Annotated in this window: 17 protein-coding genes; 7 read left to right on the top strand and 10 right to left on the bottom strand. The window is 36.0% G+C overall.

The window, feature by feature from the left end:
• Positions 1 to 4: 4 nt before the first annotated feature.
• From thrB to nadA, 9 genes are all read right to left on the bottom strand, one after another.
• A complete protein-coding gene (thrB, locus tag SULBA_RS01310) occupies positions 5 to 889 on the bottom strand; it encodes a homoserine kinase (protein WP_014768473.1) in 885 nt (294 codons plus the stop codon).
• A 9-nt stretch (positions 890 to 898) separates the two neighbouring features.
• The gene (locus SULBA_RS13125; RefSeq protein ID WP_245391424.1) at positions 899 to 1,162 is read right to left on the bottom strand and encodes a hypothetical protein; all 264 of its coding nucleotides are present in this window, start codon (positions 1,160 to 1,162) and stop codon (positions 899 to 901) included.
• A gap of 191 nt (positions 1,163 to 1,353) precedes the next feature.
• Positions 1,354 to 2,238 (bottom strand): UDP-3-O-acyl-N-acetylglucosamine deacetylase, encoded by an 885-nt coding sequence (gene lpxC / locus SULBA_RS01300; protein ID WP_014768471.1) that lies wholly within the window; start codon positions 2,236 to 2,238, stop codon positions 1,354 to 1,356.
• Entirely contained in the window at positions 2,235 to 2,834 is a 600-nt protein-coding gene (locus SULBA_RS01295; protein ID WP_014768470.1) for a septum site-determining protein MinC, read from the bottom strand. Before SULBA_RS01295 ends, lpxC begins: the two co-directional genes overlap by 4 nt.
• Positions 2,831 to 4,201 (bottom strand): peptidoglycan metallopeptidase Pgp6, encoded by a 1,371-nt coding sequence (gene pgp6, locus SULBA_RS01290; protein ID WP_014768469.1) that lies wholly within the window; start codon positions 4,199 to 4,201, stop codon positions 2,831 to 2,833. The genes SULBA_RS01295 and pgp6 overlap by 4 nt, the downstream gene beginning before the upstream one ends.
• Positions 4,198 to 5,142 (bottom strand): DHH family phosphoesterase, encoded by a 945-nt coding sequence (locus SULBA_RS01285; protein WP_014768468.1) that lies wholly within the window; start codon positions 5,140 to 5,142, stop codon positions 4,198 to 4,200. Before SULBA_RS01285 ends, pgp6 begins: the two co-directional genes overlap by 4 nt.
• 65 nt (positions 5,143 to 5,207) lie before the next feature.
• On the bottom strand, positions 5,208 to 6,266 hold the full coding sequence (flhB, locus tag SULBA_RS01280) for a flagellar biosynthesis protein FlhB (protein ID WP_014768467.1): 1,059 nt from the start codon (positions 6,264 to 6,266) through the stop codon (positions 5,208 to 5,210).
• A 17-nt stretch (positions 6,267 to 6,283) separates the two neighbouring features.
• Entirely contained in the window at positions 6,284 to 7,114 is an 831-nt protein-coding gene (gene nadC, locus SULBA_RS01275) for a carboxylating nicotinate-nucleotide diphosphorylase (RefSeq protein ID WP_014768466.1), read from the bottom strand.
• Entirely contained in the window at positions 7,111 to 8,103 is a 993-nt protein-coding gene (gene nadA / locus SULBA_RS01270; RefSeq protein ID WP_014768465.1) for a quinolinate synthase NadA, read from the bottom strand. The genes nadC and nadA overlap by 4 nt, the downstream gene beginning before the upstream one ends.
• Before the next feature lie 99 nt (positions 8,104 to 8,202).
• Between nadA and plsY the strand changes: the two genes are divergently transcribed.
• The 6 genes from plsY to SULBA_RS01240 all read left to right on the top strand — a co-directional run bounded on the left by plsY (position 8,203) and on the right by SULBA_RS01240 (position 12,989).
• Entirely contained in the window at positions 8,203 to 8,829 is a 627-nt protein-coding gene (plsY, locus tag SULBA_RS01265; RefSeq protein ID WP_014768464.1) for a glycerol-3-phosphate 1-O-acyltransferase PlsY, read from the top strand.
• Positions 8,829 to 9,164 (top strand): dihydroneopterin aldolase, encoded by a 336-nt coding sequence (locus tag SULBA_RS01260; RefSeq protein ID WP_014768463.1) that lies wholly within the window; start codon positions 8,829 to 8,831, stop codon positions 9,162 to 9,164. Before plsY ends, SULBA_RS01260 begins: the two co-directional genes overlap by 1 nt.
• A gap of 79 nt (positions 9,165 to 9,243) precedes the next feature.
• Entirely contained in the window at positions 9,244 to 9,915 is a 672-nt protein-coding gene (gene hsrA, locus SULBA_RS01255) for a homeostatic response regulator transcription factor HsrA (RefSeq protein WP_012856039.1), read from the top strand.
• Positions 9,894 to 11,204 carry a sensor histidine kinase gene (locus SULBA_RS01250; protein ID WP_014768462.1) on the top strand — a complete coding sequence of 437 codons (1,311 nt, stop codon included), beginning with the start codon at positions 9,894 to 9,896 and terminating at the stop codon, positions 11,202 to 11,204. Before hsrA ends, SULBA_RS01250 begins: the two co-directional genes overlap by 22 nt.
• A 67-nt stretch (positions 11,205 to 11,271) precedes the next feature.
• The gene (locus SULBA_RS01245) at positions 11,272 to 11,523 is read left to right on the top strand and encodes a YfhL family 4Fe-4S dicluster ferredoxin (protein WP_014768461.1); all 252 of its coding nucleotides are present in this window, start codon (positions 11,272 to 11,274) and stop codon (positions 11,521 to 11,523) included.
• Positions 11,523 to 12,989, top strand: a complete 1,467-nt coding sequence (locus tag SULBA_RS01240) for a Ppx/GppA phosphatase family protein (protein WP_014768460.1) — start codon at positions 11,523 to 11,525, stop codon at positions 12,987 to 12,989. The genes SULBA_RS01245 and SULBA_RS01240 overlap by 1 nt, the downstream gene beginning before the upstream one ends.
• 65 nt (positions 12,990 to 13,054) lie before the next feature.
• On the opposite strand, the gene bamA is transcribed toward SULBA_RS01240, so the two are convergent.
• Positions 13,055 to 15,292, bottom strand: a complete 2,238-nt coding sequence (gene bamA, locus SULBA_RS01235; RefSeq protein ID WP_014768459.1) for an outer membrane protein assembly factor BamA — start codon at positions 15,290 to 15,292, stop codon at positions 13,055 to 13,057.
• Between the two features lie 128 nt (positions 15,293 to 15,420).
• Here bamA and SULBA_RS01230 point away from each other — a divergent pair, with 128 nt between their 5' ends.
• Positions 15,421 to 16,248: a prephenate dehydrogenase gene (locus SULBA_RS01230; RefSeq protein WP_014768458.1), complete on the top strand. Its 828-nt coding sequence runs from the start codon at positions 15,421 to 15,423 to the stop codon at positions 16,246 to 16,248.
• The last annotated feature ends 14 nt before the right edge of the window (positions 16,249 to 16,262 follow it).

The raw sequence follows: 16,262 nt of genomic DNA, 5'->3' as shown, positions 1-16,262 counted from the left end.
TTTTTCAGCTTTTTACAATTTGAAATCCATCATTATCTAACTCGAAGATTTCAACCCTAAACATTTCAAAGCTCTTTTGAAGAGCTTCCTTAACTTTTTGTGCTTCTTCTGCTTTTACTAAATTAAAAAAAGAAGAGCCACTCCCTGAAAGCGTACTCATTAAAGCCCCATGTTTTAAAGCTATTTCACGCACGTCAAACAACTCTCTCATCTGTTTCATCCGACGATGCTCGTGCATACAATCTTTTGAAGCAGCTCTTAAATACTCCCAATTTTCACTAAAAAACGCTGCGCTGAGTAAAGAAGCGCGAGAGAGGTTGTACACCACATTTTTCATCATATACGACTTTGGCAAAAGTGTTCTTGAGTGTGCTGTTGACATAGGACGATCGGGGATCACCATAACAACTTTTAATGAAGTACCTAGCTCTTTTTTTAATGTTTTCACTTTTCCATGTTCAACAATAGAGCTTGTAAACCCTCCATAAACAGCAGGTGCAATATTATCAGGATGTGTTTCGTAAATAAGGGCTTTATTCAAAATAATTTCTCTACTTGCCTTAACTCCTGCCATTTCATATGCACTCGCAATGGCTCCTACAATAACTGCGGAACTGCTTCCCATTCCTCTTGAAAAAGGAATCTTATTGTGAAACTCAAAACGGAACAAATCTTTCTTCCCTACGAGTTCCTGATAGACATCATAAAAAATGGAGACAAAAATATTATTTTTTTTCAGTTTAACATTCTCTTCACCTTCTCCTTTTACCGAAATGCTTTGGTAAGTAGAAGGCTTAATAGAAACTTCATTGTAAAGTGCAATGGCTAGACCTAAACAATCAAAACCTGGTCCTAAATTTGCACTGGTCGCTGGTATTTTTATTTTCAAACACGACTCCTAAACTGCTGGTAACATATAAAGTGGTTCATTATCATGATTAAAATAAGATTCTTCTAATACCTCTGGTAATGAAAAGTTTTGAGCATATTCATGAGCAAAACGCTCTGTACTAATAACACCCTCTTTTTTAACAAAATAAAGATTACGCATTGCTCGTATTGGATTCCCTTCATTGAAAAGAAAACCATCACAGGCTAAGAGAGGAATCTGTAATGTCAAACTTAAAGTTTTTAAAAAAATATAGGTGATTTTAATGGCCATAAAACTTCCTGGCCCTCTGGCAAAAAAGAGCCTAGCAGGTTGATACTCTTTGAGTATATCCCTAAAAAGCAAGGGCAAAGCCTCACTGGTTTGCTCTGTCGTTTGAAATGTTTTAATCCGTTGATTATTTTCATAAATGCCTACATGTAAAGGCGAGGTAAGTGTAATAACAACAATATCAACAGCCGTTTTTATGCGTAAACCCTTTCAAACTCAACTGCTTTTTCCGCACTCAAGGTTTTAATTTCATAATTGCTTGGATCTCTTAAAATCGCTTTTGTAAGCTCATGATTTAGATTGTGACTTCCCGCATGTGATGTATAATCACCTAAAAAAGGAGCTCCGAGCAAGGAGAGATCCCCAATTGCATCCAAAATTTTATGCCTAACAAATTCGTTACTAAATCGTAAACCCTCAGGATTTAAAATCTTTGTCTCATCCATCACAACAGCATTATCCAAAGAACCACCAAGGGCTAAGCCACGAGAACGCAGCATTTGTACATCTTTTAAAAAACCAAATGTACGGGCTTTTGCTATCTCTTCAATAAAATTACGTTTACTAAACTCAAAACTGTATTCTTGCTTTCCAATAGAAGGATGGTTAAAATCAATCATAAAATTATAGGTCGGTTTACTACTGGGTGAAACCCGCACAAATTTTGTACCCTCACTCACTTCTATCTCTTTTTTAATGACTAACAATCGTTTTGTTGCCTCTAATTTTCGAATTCCAGCTTCATCAAGCATCATACAAAAACTTGCACTACTGCCATCCATAACAGGAACTTCCGCACCATCTACAACAATACGTATATTATCAATTCCATAGGCATATACCGCAGAGAGTAAGTGTTCAATAGTAGAGATATAATGGCTAGCATTTCCAATCACCGTTGCCATTTGTGTATTGACAACATTTTGCGGTAATGCTTGAACCGACAAGCCGACATCACTTCGATAAAAAACAATGCCACTGTTTGCTTCTAGGGGTTCAAGGCGTATTTTAATCGGCTCTCCCTTATGCAATCCTATCCCAATACCACTGACTGCTTTGGCTAATGTGGTCTGTTTCACACAATTTCCTTTATTTCAATTACATGATCGCGCATTACGATTTTTTGAAGTACGTTTGGTTTTAAGACGTCTCTATCGATAATTTCGCCATTAAAAATTAAATGCCCTCTAGGACTAATGCCATTTAGGACAATATATTCACCATCACACTGGACTAATCCGTCTATAATACCATAAATACTCACACTCTCTTCGCAAAAAACTTTTGCACCACTATTAACCCTACCAAAAATAACCATAGGTAAAGTTTCAATAATTTCCTCACCCGAACGAATGGGCCGATCAAAAAGCCTTAGTTTTTCAACTGTTTTTGTTTCAACAAACTTCTCTTTAGACGGAGATTCTTCACAATAGGGCTCTTCTAAAAGAGGGGTCTCTTTTTTAATCCCACCCAAACGAATATGACAATGATTAATCTCTTTATAACACACACCACTTTGATCTAAGACAAAAGCAATATTTTTTGTTATTTTGCCTTCAACAAGCAAAAGGAATTCCTTTAAAAGAAGACTATTTTTTCTAAAATAGTCTAAAAAAATTGCTTCATCATCAATTTCAATGTGAAAGACACGTACATTTTTTTGTGCTACTTTCATCTGTCAATCATCTTCTTTGCAGCATCAATAATACTAAAAATACTCTCTTTAAGCCACACCTCATCCATCCACTCTTCAGGCCTTACATCAATTCCTTGAACATACATTCCAAAATGTAAATGATCTCCTAAAGCAAGCCCTGAAACCCCTGTTTTAGCAATAACATCGCCTGCTCTAACCAAATCGCCCTCTTTAACCATATAACTGGAACAATGGCCATACAAAGAGTAAACCCCAAGCCCGTGTGAAATAATAATGTTATTTCCATAAATACCGTTTTCACGGGCAAACACAACCAAACCATCATTGGATGTCTGCATTGAAGCTTGTGCGTTACTTGCAAAATCAAGCCCTAAGTGAAACGATTCACTAATAGGTTGTTTATTGTATTCATAAAAGCGATGATCCCCAAAACTTGCAACCACTTGTCCATTTCTTAAAGGATAAAAAGGTTTCAGATAGAAGCTTTTGGTCAGCTCGATTGGCGTATTAGACGTTACTTTTAAGATAGCCTCTTCATTTCCCTTACGCATCTCTTCATTGACATATTTAAACTTTTCTAATGCAGATAGAGAGGACTGTGCTGGAGCCATTTCTGCAATAAGGTCTGTGATTTTTCCTTCTAAAAAACGATCATTTAATGCAATGGTTGATGTTTTATATTTTTTATCTTGGAGAAAATAAGCAATATGAGAACGACTCACATTGCCTGCTCTATCTGTAGCAACAACAGAAGCAGTAAAATTTTCAACAGTAGTTGGCCATGCTACAAAAGAAATATAATACCCCTCTTTATAAAAAGGTGTTGGATAGAATTTTTTTCCAAAATTGGTTTCAATATATAACGATTTCATAGCTTCATCATACGCTCTAAATACAACCGTTGCGACGCCACCTTTAGTAATTTTATACGAATTGTTGAGGATAGTTACTTCTGGGCGTTTTGTATCGACTTTAATAACAGCCTTTGCCTCTACGCTATTGCCTGAGAAAAAGTTCCATTTACTCTTATCAATAGCTTTAATACTCAATTCAAACACTTTTTGATTTGGGTTAAGCCCTACTTTTGGAAATGTTAAGTTTAAATCCACACTTTGCTGTGTCTCTTTGAATGTTTTTGTTTCTAAAATAGCATGCTTTTCACCATCAAAAAGTGAAGCCTCTACAAAGCGAAGACCACTTTCATCCGTTATGTGAATTTTCAAGGGTTCCTTTAAATTCCACTCAATCTCTTTTTCTAATGCAATATTAGGAACATCCCTTTCAAAAGCATTTGAACTTAAAATATATACTACTCCGCTTATGAAAATAAAAAAAATAAGCCCTAAAAGTAACCCAGCAACGGAAGATTTTCCTTCTCTTTTCATAATGTTTTAATCCTTTTTATTTGTTCTACAATCTCATCTCTAAGCATGTATGGATCGCATGGTGCTACCTCAAAACCAGCAGCTGTTTTATGACCACCGCCTTGATACGCCAATGCAATCTGTGCAACGTTAAGCTCTTTGCTACGTAATGAAATTTTATATCCACCCTCTTTTTCTTCTAAAATCATGATGGCTATTGTCACATGGGCAATACTTCGAAGCATGTTGACAATATTTTTCGTATCGTAACGTGTTGCCCCTGTGGCTTCAAGCGATGCTTTATCAAAAATAATCGTAGCAATCGTTCCGTTTTCATGTAAATCAAAATGATTCAACATATAGCCATACAAACGTATTTTAGAAAGAGGCTCTCGTCGTTTAACCTTAGAAGCAATTTCTTTAGGATTGGCTCCACACTTTACCAATTGCGAAACGATTGAAAAGGTTAATGCATCCATATCACCGTATAAGAAAAAACCTGTATCATCGGCAATCGCTGTGTAAAGAGATGTTGCGCACGCTTCACTCATTTCAATACCATTAGCCTTTAACAGCTCATAAACCACCATACCTGCACTGCTAAAATGATCCACCACCACATTTACTGTACCAAAATAGTGATTGGTAAGATGATGGTCAATGTTCACAATATCATAATCCCCTTGGGGAATTTTGAGTCTGTTCAATGTTGAACAATCGCAACTAATGACCAAATCAAATGCCTTTGGCAAGGTATGCTTCACTTTTGTAAAATTAGGTAAAAAATCGTAACAAAGAGGTAGCTCTTTTGTGTGATTATACAGTGTCACTTTTTTACCTGCACGACTTAATGCATCATACAAGGCAAGTGCACTTCCCAATGTATCGCCATCAGGATGCACATGTGAGACAATAACACTATGCTTTGCTTCAAGCATACGTTTCCACGCCTGTTGATACATGTGAACTCCACCTTATTAAAAAAGCAGATTATACTTAATTTTTCCTGAAAAGTTATTGAGATGGGTTAGCGCATTTTGTTAGAACTTTTATACACAAAGGCTAAAACTTCTGCAACAGCCTTATAAAGATTTTCTGGAATAATGTCTCCAATCGCACATTTTTTATAAAGTTCACGTGCTAGGGGAGGATTTTCAACAATTTGAATATTATAATTCATGGCAATTTCTTTAATACGAAGAGCAACTAAATCCGTTCCTTTTGCAATCACTTTCGGGGCGGCTTCTTTGTCTTGATGGTAACGAATAGCCACAGCATAATGGGTAGGATTGGTAATGACCACATCGGCCTGCGGAATTTCTTGCATCATGCGTTTACGGGTCATTTGCATCTGAATTTGACGGATCTTGGCCTTAATTTTTGGATCACCTTCCATTTGCTTGTATTCGTCTTTAACTTCTTGTTTGCTCATACGTAAGTCTTTAAAATAGTTGTAACGTACAAAAAGTAAATCCGCTAAGGCAAGAACTAAAAATATGATTAAAATCACAGCGGCAAGAATAATCATTTTTTCTTTTAGCCATGCCAACTGGTCATACAAAGGAAAATAGATAACGGTTGGAAGCTCCTTGGTAAATTCCCACAAAAAAACATACGCAACGCCCATAACAACACTGACTTTTAAAAGTGTTTTAACTGTTTCAACCAACTTTTTTAACGAAAACAGATTTTTAAATCCTTTAATAGGATCTAATTTACCAAAATTTGGCATCAGAGGCTTTGTTGTAAATAAAAATCCTGTTTGCATAACATTGGCTAACACGCCTGCAATAGCAACGGCTAAGGCTAGAGGAATAACCATAAAAATAATTTCTCTAAATGAAATCATTGAAATTTGGAAGGTAACTTCTTTCGTGATTTCTATTCCAATTAAAGATTGGTAATAGTGGTAAAGGAAAATAGTCCGTGCCTTTATCCATGGCAGAAGTGCTAGAAAAGCACCCAAGGCTACAACCAATGTTACAAAGGCGCTGGTATCTTGACTTTTGGGGACGTTTCCTTCTTTTCTGGCATCTTCTATCTTTTTGGAGGTGGCTTCTTCGGTCTTTTCTTGATCATCAGCCACGGTAGAATATCCTCATCTTAAGCAACGGTTTTATGCGTAATTTTCATTGAAAAATCAAGCCATGTAGCATGATGAATCAAACTCCCACTGCTAATAGCATCTACTCCTGTTTGTGCGTATTGAATAATGTTATCTTTGGTTATATTTCCACTGGCTTCTAAAAGGACGTGAGGAAAATCACTGTTTTTATACGCAACAACGGCTGCTATCGCTTCATGAGACATATTATCGCACATCACAATATCTGCCCCACACTGCATCGCAAACTTCGCAAAATCAACATCTTCACACTCAATTTCAATCTTACATGTAAAGGGAATTTTTTCTCTGGCTTCTTGAATAAAACTTTTCAGATCATTAATCGTTTGTAAATGTGTATCTTTAAGCATTAAACAATCATCTAAGCCCATTCGATGATTATTACCACCCCCACAACGAATGGCATATTTTTCAAAAATACGCAAATGGGGTCTGGTTTTACGGGTATCTAGAAGTTTGAGGCTATACCCTTGTAGCACTTTTTTATACTGCGCTACATTACTTGCAATCCCACTGGCATGTTGCATCAAATTAAGAATGGTTCGTTCACAACGCAAAATCGTTTTAGATTTTCCCTCAATGCGGGCTACAAGATCACCTTTTTGCAAAGTATCCCCATCTTTAAAATAAAATGTAATATCCAATTTATTCATTTTACACAAAGCTTTTACATAGGGTTTTCCTGCAAAAATCCCCACATCTTTGCATATAATATTGGCACTAGCAAAACTATTTTTACCTACTAAATTAAATAAATCACCCCTGCCAATATCTTCTTCAAGTGCTTTTTTTACAAATGTCTTAATCATACTTCGAACATCCTATTGAGTGCTTTATGTGCCCATTTTCGTGTCTCTTCAGAGATACTTATCTCATTTTCGAATCGCCCCTCTTTAATACTTAAAAGCACATGATATACATCTTCAAGCGTTGTTTCGTTCATTGTTGGGCATTCTGGCTTTGTTGAAGAGAGCACATATGTATTTTCCTTACGCAGGCGTTTGACCATATTGTATTCTGTGCCAACGGCTACTTTTTGCTCCTGTGGGAGTTTTGTAACATATTCAATAATTTGACTGGTTGAGCCTACAAAATCGGAGGCATCGCATACTTCAACTTTACATTCTGGATGCGTTGCAATGAGAATATCAGGATACTTCGCACGGTAAAAGGCAATATCTTCCACATCAAAGAGTTGATGCACGGAGCAAAAACCATTATAACAAATAATATCAGCCTCTTTTGGATCAGAGCCATCCCCGATAATACACGATTTTAAACCCATTTCTTTAGCAATATTTTGACCCAAACAGCGATCAGGAACAAATAAAATTTTCTTGCCACTGTTTAAGGCTTTGGTAATAATTTTCTTCGCATTGGAACTGGTACAGACATAGCCACCCATTTTACCTACTTCTGCTTTGACTTCTGCAGAGGAATTAATATACGTCACTGGAACCATAGCCTCTTTGGAAATTCCTGCTTTTTCAAGAAGCTGAATGTTTTGATGGTAATACTCCACATCGATCATCCTAGCCATTGCACAACAGGCAATTTTAGGCATCAACACACGTTTTTGGGGTGCTAGAATCTTCACACTTTGTCCCATAAAACCCACCCCACAAAAAATCAAATACGGGTTGGCATCTTTGGCTGCCCATTGTGCAAGCTGTAAAGAATCGCCTGCATAATCCGCCAACTCAAAAACCTCATCTTTTTGATAAAAATGTGCCACAATGCTTACATGTAATTCATCTTTGAGTTTTAAAATTTCTTCTTTTAAAGCTTTATCATTCACCCTAAAATCCTTTTGTTATATCAAAAAATACATTATAACGTTAAAGAAATAATAACAAAATTATTGCTATACTGAACGCATTTTAATCAAGGATAGAGTGTGGATTTTCTTTTTAATATCAATGTGCAGTTTTATATTTTAAGCTACCTTGTGGGTGGCATTCCTTTTGGGTTAGTGTTTGCTAAGCTTTTTACAGGCAAAGACATCCGAGAGGCTGGAAGTGGCAGCATCGGTGCAACCAACGTCCTACGTGTCTTAAAAGAGACCAATCCAGCATTAGCAAAAAAATTGGCTATTTTAACGGTTATTTTAGATGCACTGAAAGGTATTGTTATTCTTTTAATTGCAAAAATAATTGGCTTAGATATTTCCACCCTTTGGGCAATTGCTGTTTTTTCAGTCTTAGGTCATTGCTATAGTCCCTATTTAAAATTTGAAGGCGGTAAAGGTGTTGCCACAGGAGCGGGTGTCTTACTGGTCATGCTTCCCATTGAGACGCTTATTGCTTTTCTTACGTGGTTTGTTGTAGGTAAAGTCTTAAAAATCTCTTCTCTTTCATCCTTGCTTGCGTTAATAGCACTTATTGCTTCTTCCTATGTTATGCATCATGATTTAGAGGGAATTCAAACCCATGCACCTTTATGGATGATTGCATTTATCATCGTGTATAAACACATACCTAACATTGTTCGCCTTTTTCAAGGTAAAGAGTCCAAAGTCATTTAATGCATATTCACATTCAAGATTTAAGTTTTGAGACGATTGTTGGTATTCTTGAAGAAGAACGCCACACGCCTCAAAAAGTTGTTTTACATGTAAAGATTGATTATACATATACGGAAAATAATTTTATTGATTATGCTAAAGTTGCCTCTTTCTTAGAATCTACGATGCAAGAGATGGCCTACTTTTTACTTGAAGATGCCTTAAATGATTTAATGCAAAAATTAAAAATTCTATACCCTCAAATGGATAAAATCAAACTCAAAATTTTAAAACCATCCATTTTACCAAATGCGATAGTTGGGGTTTCACAAAGCCTTTGCTTCAAAAAAAATTAAAATTTGATTAAAAAAACTTTAAATCTAGCTAAAATTGTGGTATAATCCCGTTTAAATTTTAGCAACTAAGGAATTTATAATGCGAATTTTAATCGTTGAAGACGAAGTAACCCTTAACAAAACCATTGCAGAAGGTTTGCAAGAGTTTGGGTATCAAACCGATAGCTCTGAAAACTATAAAGATGCTGAATACTATATTGGTATTCGCAATTATGACCTCGTTTTAACCGACTGGATGTTACCAGATGGCGATGGTGTTGATTTAATCAACCTCATTAAACAAAAATCTCCACGTACTGCTGCAGTAATTATCTCTGCAAAAGATGACAAAGAGAGTGAAATCAAAGCGCTTAAAGCTGGTGCAGATGATTACATTCGTAAACCGTTTGATTTTGATATTTTAGTTGCTCGCATTGAAGCACGCCTACGTTTTGGTGGTACCAATGTCATTAAAATTGACGATTTAACTATCGATCCAGATGAAGAAAAAATCACCTATAAAGGTCAAGAAATTGAGCTTAAAGGTAAACCGTTTGAAGTCTTAACGCACCTTGCACGCCACAGTGACCAAATCGTCTCTAAAGAACAGCTTTTAGATGCTATTTGGGAAGAGCCAGAACTTGTTACCCCAAATGTTATTGAAGTTGCTATTAACCAAATTCGTCAAAAAATGGATAAACCATTAGAAATCTCAACCATTGAGACTGTAAGACGAAGAGGTTACCGATTTTGCTTTCCCAAAAAAGTATAAGAGATAGTTTTATTTTACAATTGGTGTCTGCTTCGGCGACACTGATTGTAATTTTCTCCGTTATCCTCTACAATTACATCAAAATTTCTATTTTTGAAGATATTACGCAAGAGCTGACAAAACAAGCTCAGATTATAGCTTCAGCTCGCACGAGTTCTGTTGAGCATATGGGTATTAACATTTTCAACCCTTCTCTTAGCTCCATTAATAATCCATCTGAAATTCAAGTCACCATTGCGATTCGAGTCAATCAAGGCAATACCATCTCTTTTGAGCACAGCGAAAGAAACAAACAAAAATTCCTGAGTATTTATTATCCTTTGGAAAAACGTCCGCATCACTTTGTTTCCATCACTAAAAATATTTCTAATACCGATATTTTACTGGACAAAATTTTTACTAATGTTCTTATTATTAACTTAACAGCTATTTTTTTAATTCTTTTTTACGCACTATTTCTCTCACGTATGCTAGTACTTCCTATTCGTTCACTCACCAATAAGCTTGCTAGTATGAATGAAAACTTTTTGCAAATCATTGATACACAAAAACTTCCTGATGAATTCCAACCACTGGGTGCAAGTATTAATAAATTGGTTGAACGTATACAAATCTTTGTCAACTCTCAAAAAGAACTTTTCATTGGTGCTGCACATGAACTTAAAACACCTCTAGCCGTTATGAAAACAAAGAATGAAGTTGCCCTTATAAAACTTCGTGACACTGAAAAGTATATTGAAACGCTTAAAAGTAATAACCAAACGATTAATGATATGAACAAGATGATTGGCAATATCCTCGAAATTGGGCGCCAAGAAGGAGCACAATTTGAAAAGCCTATTGAAATTGATTTGGTTAAATTTCTAAGGGAACAAATTAATAACTACACGATTTTAGCCAAAATGGAAGAAAAAGAGATTGTCGCACGAATCGCACCTAAGTATTATAAAGTTATCACTCAACCTACCTTATTGGTACATATTTTACAAAATTTTGTTCAAAATGCTATTAAATTTACACCTAAACATGGCAAAATCACCATTCAAGCGCATTTAAATGATGAGGGACTTTTTATTTATATTATGGATGAGGGAACAGGAATTGATGAAAGTAAAGACCTCTTTGCGCCCTTTAAACGCTATGGAAATCAAACGGGTGCTGGGCTTGGACTTTTCCTTGCCAAAAATGCCGCTGATGCCCTTGGAGCAAAAATAACCCTCAAAAATAGAGAAGATGCACAAGGTACCATTGCCACCCTCTTCCTACCGTCTCGAAAACACTCTCTTTAAATTTCGTTAAAGTATTTTTAGTGTATAAACTCGTCAATAAATTTGACTTTAATAAAGGAAAACAAGTATGTCTTTAATGATTACGGAAGAATGTATTGCGTGCGATGCCTGTCGTGATGAATGCCCTAATGGTGCAATAGAAGAATCTGATCCTATTTATATTATTGATCCAGACATTTGCACAGAATGTGTAGGACACTATGATGAGCCTGCGTGTATTTCAGTCTGTCCTGTTGAATGTATTATCCCTGATCCTGATAATATAGAAAGCGTTGAAGAACTTAAACTCAAATACGAACAACTCAACAGTGACAATTAATGTCCAAACGTACGGCTATTATTGATATAGGCTCCAACTCAGCACGAATGGCAATCTTTGAAAAAAGTAGCCGTTTTGCTTTTCATTTAATTAACGAAACAAAAGGTCGAGTACGAATTGGGGAGGGAGCTTATAACTTCGGTGGTGTCTTGCAAGAACCTGCCCTTAAGAGAGCTTTTAATACCTTAGAAGAATTTAATGCAATTTTGAAAAGCTATGCGTGTACTAAAGTGATTTGTATTGCGACATCAGCCCTGAGAGATGCTCCTAATGCATCTGTTCTTTTAAACAAAATTCGCAACGAACTTAATATCAATATTAAAATTATTGACGGTAAAACCGAGGCATATTATGGTGCTGTAGGAGCTCTGAATTACCTTAAAGAAATTCAAGAAGCGGTTACCATTGATATTGGTGGTGGCTCAACAGAACTTGCAAAAATTGAAAACGGCAAAATTGTAGATACCATTTCTTTAAATATTGGAACCGTTCGGCTTAAAGAGCTTTTCTTTGATAAAAAGAAATCTATTGAACACGTCTACGCTTTCATTTCAGAAATTATTGAAACTATTCCTGAACACTTTACATGTAAAACAATGATAGGCATTGGCGGAACCCTGCGTTCACTCTCAAAAATTATTATGGAAAAAATGGATTATCCCCTGACAACAGTTCATGGCTTTGAATATACCCTTTCAGAGCATATGGCATTGATTCATAATATTGTTAATGCTGATGTTCTGAATCTAAAAACATTGGGTGTGCGTAAAGACCGTTATGACACCATGAGAGAAGGGTGTGCAATTTTTGAAGCTATTGCTCAAAAATTTAAAGCAACTTCAATCATCACCAGTGGAGCAGGAATTCGTGAGGGTGCTTATCTATGTGATCTCTTGCGTTCTCATCATCATAAATTTCCATCCAATTTTAAATTAAGCCTAAAAAGCCTAAAAGATAGATTTTCTTTTACAGAAAAAAGTAACCTATCCATGAAGCGTCTAGCAGGTGAACTTTTTGAGACCTTAACCCCATTGCATGGCATATCAAGTTCGTATACCTATGAGCTAGGTATGGCGTGTGAATTGTATAATATTGGTATAAACTTAGGCTTCTATCAAAATCAACTGCACAGCTTCTATTTTGTATTAAATAATCTTAATTATGGTTTTTCACATCAACAGAAGATACTGATTGCTATGTTAATAAAATACCAAACTAACAAACTTCCTACAGAAGAAGATATGCTCACCTATAAAACACTTTTGCCAGATTTAAGAACCTTACATTGGCTTAGTTTTTTGCTTTCATTAACCAAAACACTTTGTAATGACCTCTCACAAGGCAAAATAAGCCTTAGTTATCAAAATCATACCCTTACCATAGAAACAGAAAAAAAGCTTTTTCTTGCACGCGAACAAATTAAACAACTTCTAAAACCTGCTTCTTTTGCCATTATTATCAAATAAACCGAAAAAATTTTAGTGAGGAAAACGAAGAAGAGAAGCTCTTCTTCGTTTTAAAAAAGCAGTGCTTAAAACTTTTGTCCAATAGTAAATTCAAACGATGCTTTATCATCGCCACTTTTATCCATAACAGGTTGTGCAAAGATAAGACCAATAGGTCCTAATGGAGAGATCCATTCCAGTGCAACACCCGTACCACCACGTTTGATGTTAAGGTTATCTTCACCAATCATACCGTAATCAAAGAAAAGTGCACCACGCATCTTAAGACGTTCAACCAACGGAAAACTAAGCTCTACCGTATTGATAAACATCGTATTACCACCAACTAACACATCTGTTCCTGGAATTTTTGGAGAAAGAGAGTTTGATTCATACCCACGGACCGTTCGAACACCTCCCATGTAATATTTTTCACCAAACGAATATTTTTCATCAGAATCTTTAATGGCAAGGTATTTAAATTGTGACTTATAACGGAAAATCAAATCGTAATCAATTAAGTCTTGTAAACCATAATAGTAGGCAAATTTATTAACACTGCTTGCAAACTTTTCATCACCACCAAAACCTGCAAGCTCCAGTGTACTGCTTGCCGAAATACCCTTGCGTGGTAAATAATAATCATCCGTGTTGTTAAAAGAGATACCTGGAACAAAAGAACTTTTAATGGTTGTTTCATCGGTCCACAATTCACCTTTATACGGTGTTAATTCGCTATCAAGATTTGATAGTTTGTTTTGCTCAATAATATAGCCTAGCGAAACACCCCAATGCCGTGCGATTTTACGACCCAACACCACGCTAATACCGTATCGTTTCTCATCGTAGTAGTCATAATCATTGTCTGCAGCATAAATTCTACCACTTAAACTATAGACTGAATCAAACAAACGAGGATTTGAAAGTGAGATGCCTCCATTTAACTCGCTATCACTTCGCTCAATATCAATACCTGCTCTTAGCCCTGATCCAAAAATATTACCATCAGAGAAGTTAGCACTCAAAAGAAGTCCATCGGAAGAGCCATAACCAATACCACCACCAATAGAGCCTGTGGATGCTTCTTTAACATTGATCACTAAATCCATAGAGTTCTTACTTAAGCGCTCCTCTTTAATCTCAACATCTTCAAAATAACCTGTTCTCTTTAAAGCACTTTTCGTATCTGCCACATCGGTTCTGCTGTATAACTCACCGTCTGCCAAATAGACTTCACGTCTTACAACTCGATCAATTGTGCGACTATTTCCTGCGATACGTACACTATTGATATAAACTTTTTCGCCAGGAATGACACGATAGGTTATATGAGCAAGATGTGTGGTTTTATCATTTTTAACATCAGGAACGACTTTTACAAACGCATAGCCCAAATCAGCGACTTTTGTTTCAATCAATGCCATATCTTTACGCAGCTTTGCTATATTAAAGACCTTGCCATTTTGTAAGAACATCTCTTTAATCGTTTCTTGTGAATCAATGAATCCCTCAGGGATTTCAATGGCAATTTCACCCACTTTGTACTGTTCACCCTCATTAACACTGTAAACCAAATCAGCCGTATAACTATCAAAATAAGTTTTTAAGAAGGGTTGGCTGACTTCACAATCAAGATACCCTTTTTGCATATAAGTATCTTTAATACGTGCAGAGTCATGTTCCAAATCATTCACTCTGAGCTTGCCATCATTAAAGCCCCACATCCATGGAAGCCACTCTTCAGATTTATTGGCAATATTGGGCTCAACATCATCATAATCCAAGGCTTTTGTTCCACACAAAGCAACCTTTTTAATCACAATATTTTCACCACGATTAATCACAAAATCAAGTGATGTAGAAAGCTTTTCATTCAAAGGATTCGTTTTAATTTCAACAACCGTATCAAAATAACCTTTGTCTTCATAAAATTTTACAATTTTTTCTTTAGCAAGTTCAGCTCTTTCAGGATCGTATACTTCCCCTTTTTTAACACCTACAATTTTGTTCATATCCTCAACATCGTTTTCACTGACACCTGTAAAATCAACTTTTGCAATAACAGGTTTTTCTTTCACGTGAACGACCAAATTACCCTCGCCCACCTCTTCAACCCACACATCCTCAAAATAATTTTGTTTATAAAGCGTTTTAATGGCTTTATTGATTTTTTCCATATCAACAGAATCACCTGCTTTTATGTCGATCATTTCTGAAGCCATTTCAGGAGAGAGACGAATGAGGCCATCAAACTGAAGACTTTTTAACGGTACTGCATACAAAGATGTTGCAACAATGAGAGACAGAGCAGTTATTTTTTTCATGCGATTTAGCCCTATGTTAGAATAGATTTTTTAGATATTTTAAAATATAATACCATCTCTAGAATTAAGTGCCCATTAAAGGTATTAATAGTTTTTAGTAGCCTATTACGAGATAAAAAAGGAACGATATGATTGTGGGAATTGTTGGATTAGGATTAATGGGTGGCTCTTTAGGATTAGCACTTCAACATACCAAGTTGGTTTCAAAAGTTGTTGGCTTTGATCACAACCTTAGTCATTGTGAAGAGGCGTTACGATTGACTCTTGTGCACGAAATTGTATCGTTTGCTGAAATGAAAACATGCGATGTTATTTTTTTGGCTATCCCTGTTGGAGGAATTATTAAAGCATTGCAAGAGCTCCAAGATGTATCAGCGCATACAACGATTATTGATTTAGGAAGTACAAAAGCTGAAATTGTGGCATGTGTTCCTGAAAAAATCCGATACAATTTTATTGCAACGCATCCCATGACTGGAACAGAAAAATTTGGGCCAAGTGCCGCCATTCAAAATCTTTACCATGATAAAGTAGTTGTTTTGTGTGATACAGATCATAGCGGTGATTTGCATAAGAACAGAGCCATTCAGATTTTTTCACATATTGGAATGAAAATTGTTTTTATGGATCCTACCTCCCACGATGCACATGCTGCATTTATCTCCCACCTTCCCCATGTCCTAAGCTATGCTCTTGCCAATAGCGTTATGGGACAAGAAGATCCTAAAAGTATTTTACTGCTTGCTGCAGGTGGTTTTAAAGATATGAGTAGGATTGCAAAAAGTTCACCACAAATGTGGTCGGACATTTTTAGACAAAACAGAGATAATGTATTAAAATCAATTGAAATATTTGAGCGAGAATTGCATAAATCAAGGAAAATGATAGAAGAAGAAGATTGGGAAGGTCTTGAAGCGTGGATGAGCAAAGCCACGACCTTGCATAAAATCCTCTAAAAAAGCGTTACATG

It is taken from the genome of Sulfurospirillum barnesii SES-3 (genome assembly GCF_000265295.1).
In the GTDB taxonomy this organism is placed as follows: Bacteria; Campylobacterota; Campylobacteria; order Campylobacterales; family Sulfurospirillaceae; genus Sulfurospirillum; species Sulfurospirillum barnesii.
Note: the sequence above shows the minus strand (reverse complement) of the source record. Positions and strands in the feature narration are given on the sequence as shown.

What these genes read in the sequence shown, in the direction of transcription:
- SULBA_RS13125 (WP_245391424.1), bottom strand. Translation starts at nt 1,162, where the DNA reads ATGGCCATTAAAATCACCTATATTTTTTTAAAAACTTTAAGTTTGACA.
- SULBA_RS01295 (WP_014768470.1), bottom strand. Translation starts at nt 2,834, where the DNA reads ATGAAAGTAGCACAAAAAAATGTACGTGTCTTTCACATTGAAATTGAT.
- pgp6 (WP_014768469.1), bottom strand. Translation starts at nt 4,201, where the DNA reads ATGAAAAGAGAAGGAAAATCTTCCGTTGCTGGGTTACTTTTAGGGCTT.
- SULBA_RS01285 (WP_014768468.1), bottom strand. Translation starts at nt 5,142, where the DNA reads ATGTATCAACAGGCGTGGAAACGTATGCTTGAAGCAAAGCATAGTGTT.
- nadC (WP_014768466.1), bottom strand. Translation starts at nt 7,114, where the DNA reads ATGATTAAGACATTTGTAAAAAAAGCACTTGAAGAAGATATTGGCAGG.
- SULBA_RS01260 (WP_014768463.1), top strand. Translation starts at nt 8,829, where the DNA reads ATGCATATTCACATTCAAGATTTAAGTTTTGAGACGATTGTTGGTATT.
- hsrA (WP_012856039.1), top strand. Translation starts at nt 9,244, where the DNA reads ATGCGAATTTTAATCGTTGAAGACGAAGTAACCCTTAACAAAACCATT.
- SULBA_RS01245 (WP_014768461.1), top strand. Translation starts at nt 11,272, where the DNA reads ATGTCTTTAATGATTACGGAAGAATGTATTGCGTGCGATGCCTGTCGT.
- SULBA_RS01240 (WP_014768460.1), top strand. Translation starts at nt 11,523, where the DNA reads ATGTCCAAACGTACGGCTATTATTGATATAGGCTCCAACTCAGCACGA.
- bamA (WP_014768459.1), bottom strand. Translation starts at nt 15,292, where the DNA reads ATGAAAAAAATAACTGCTCTGTCTCTCATTGTTGCAACATCTTTGTAT.
- SULBA_RS01230 (WP_014768458.1), top strand. Translation starts at nt 15,421, where the DNA reads ATGATTGTGGGAATTGTTGGATTAGGATTAATGGGTGGCTCTTTAGGA.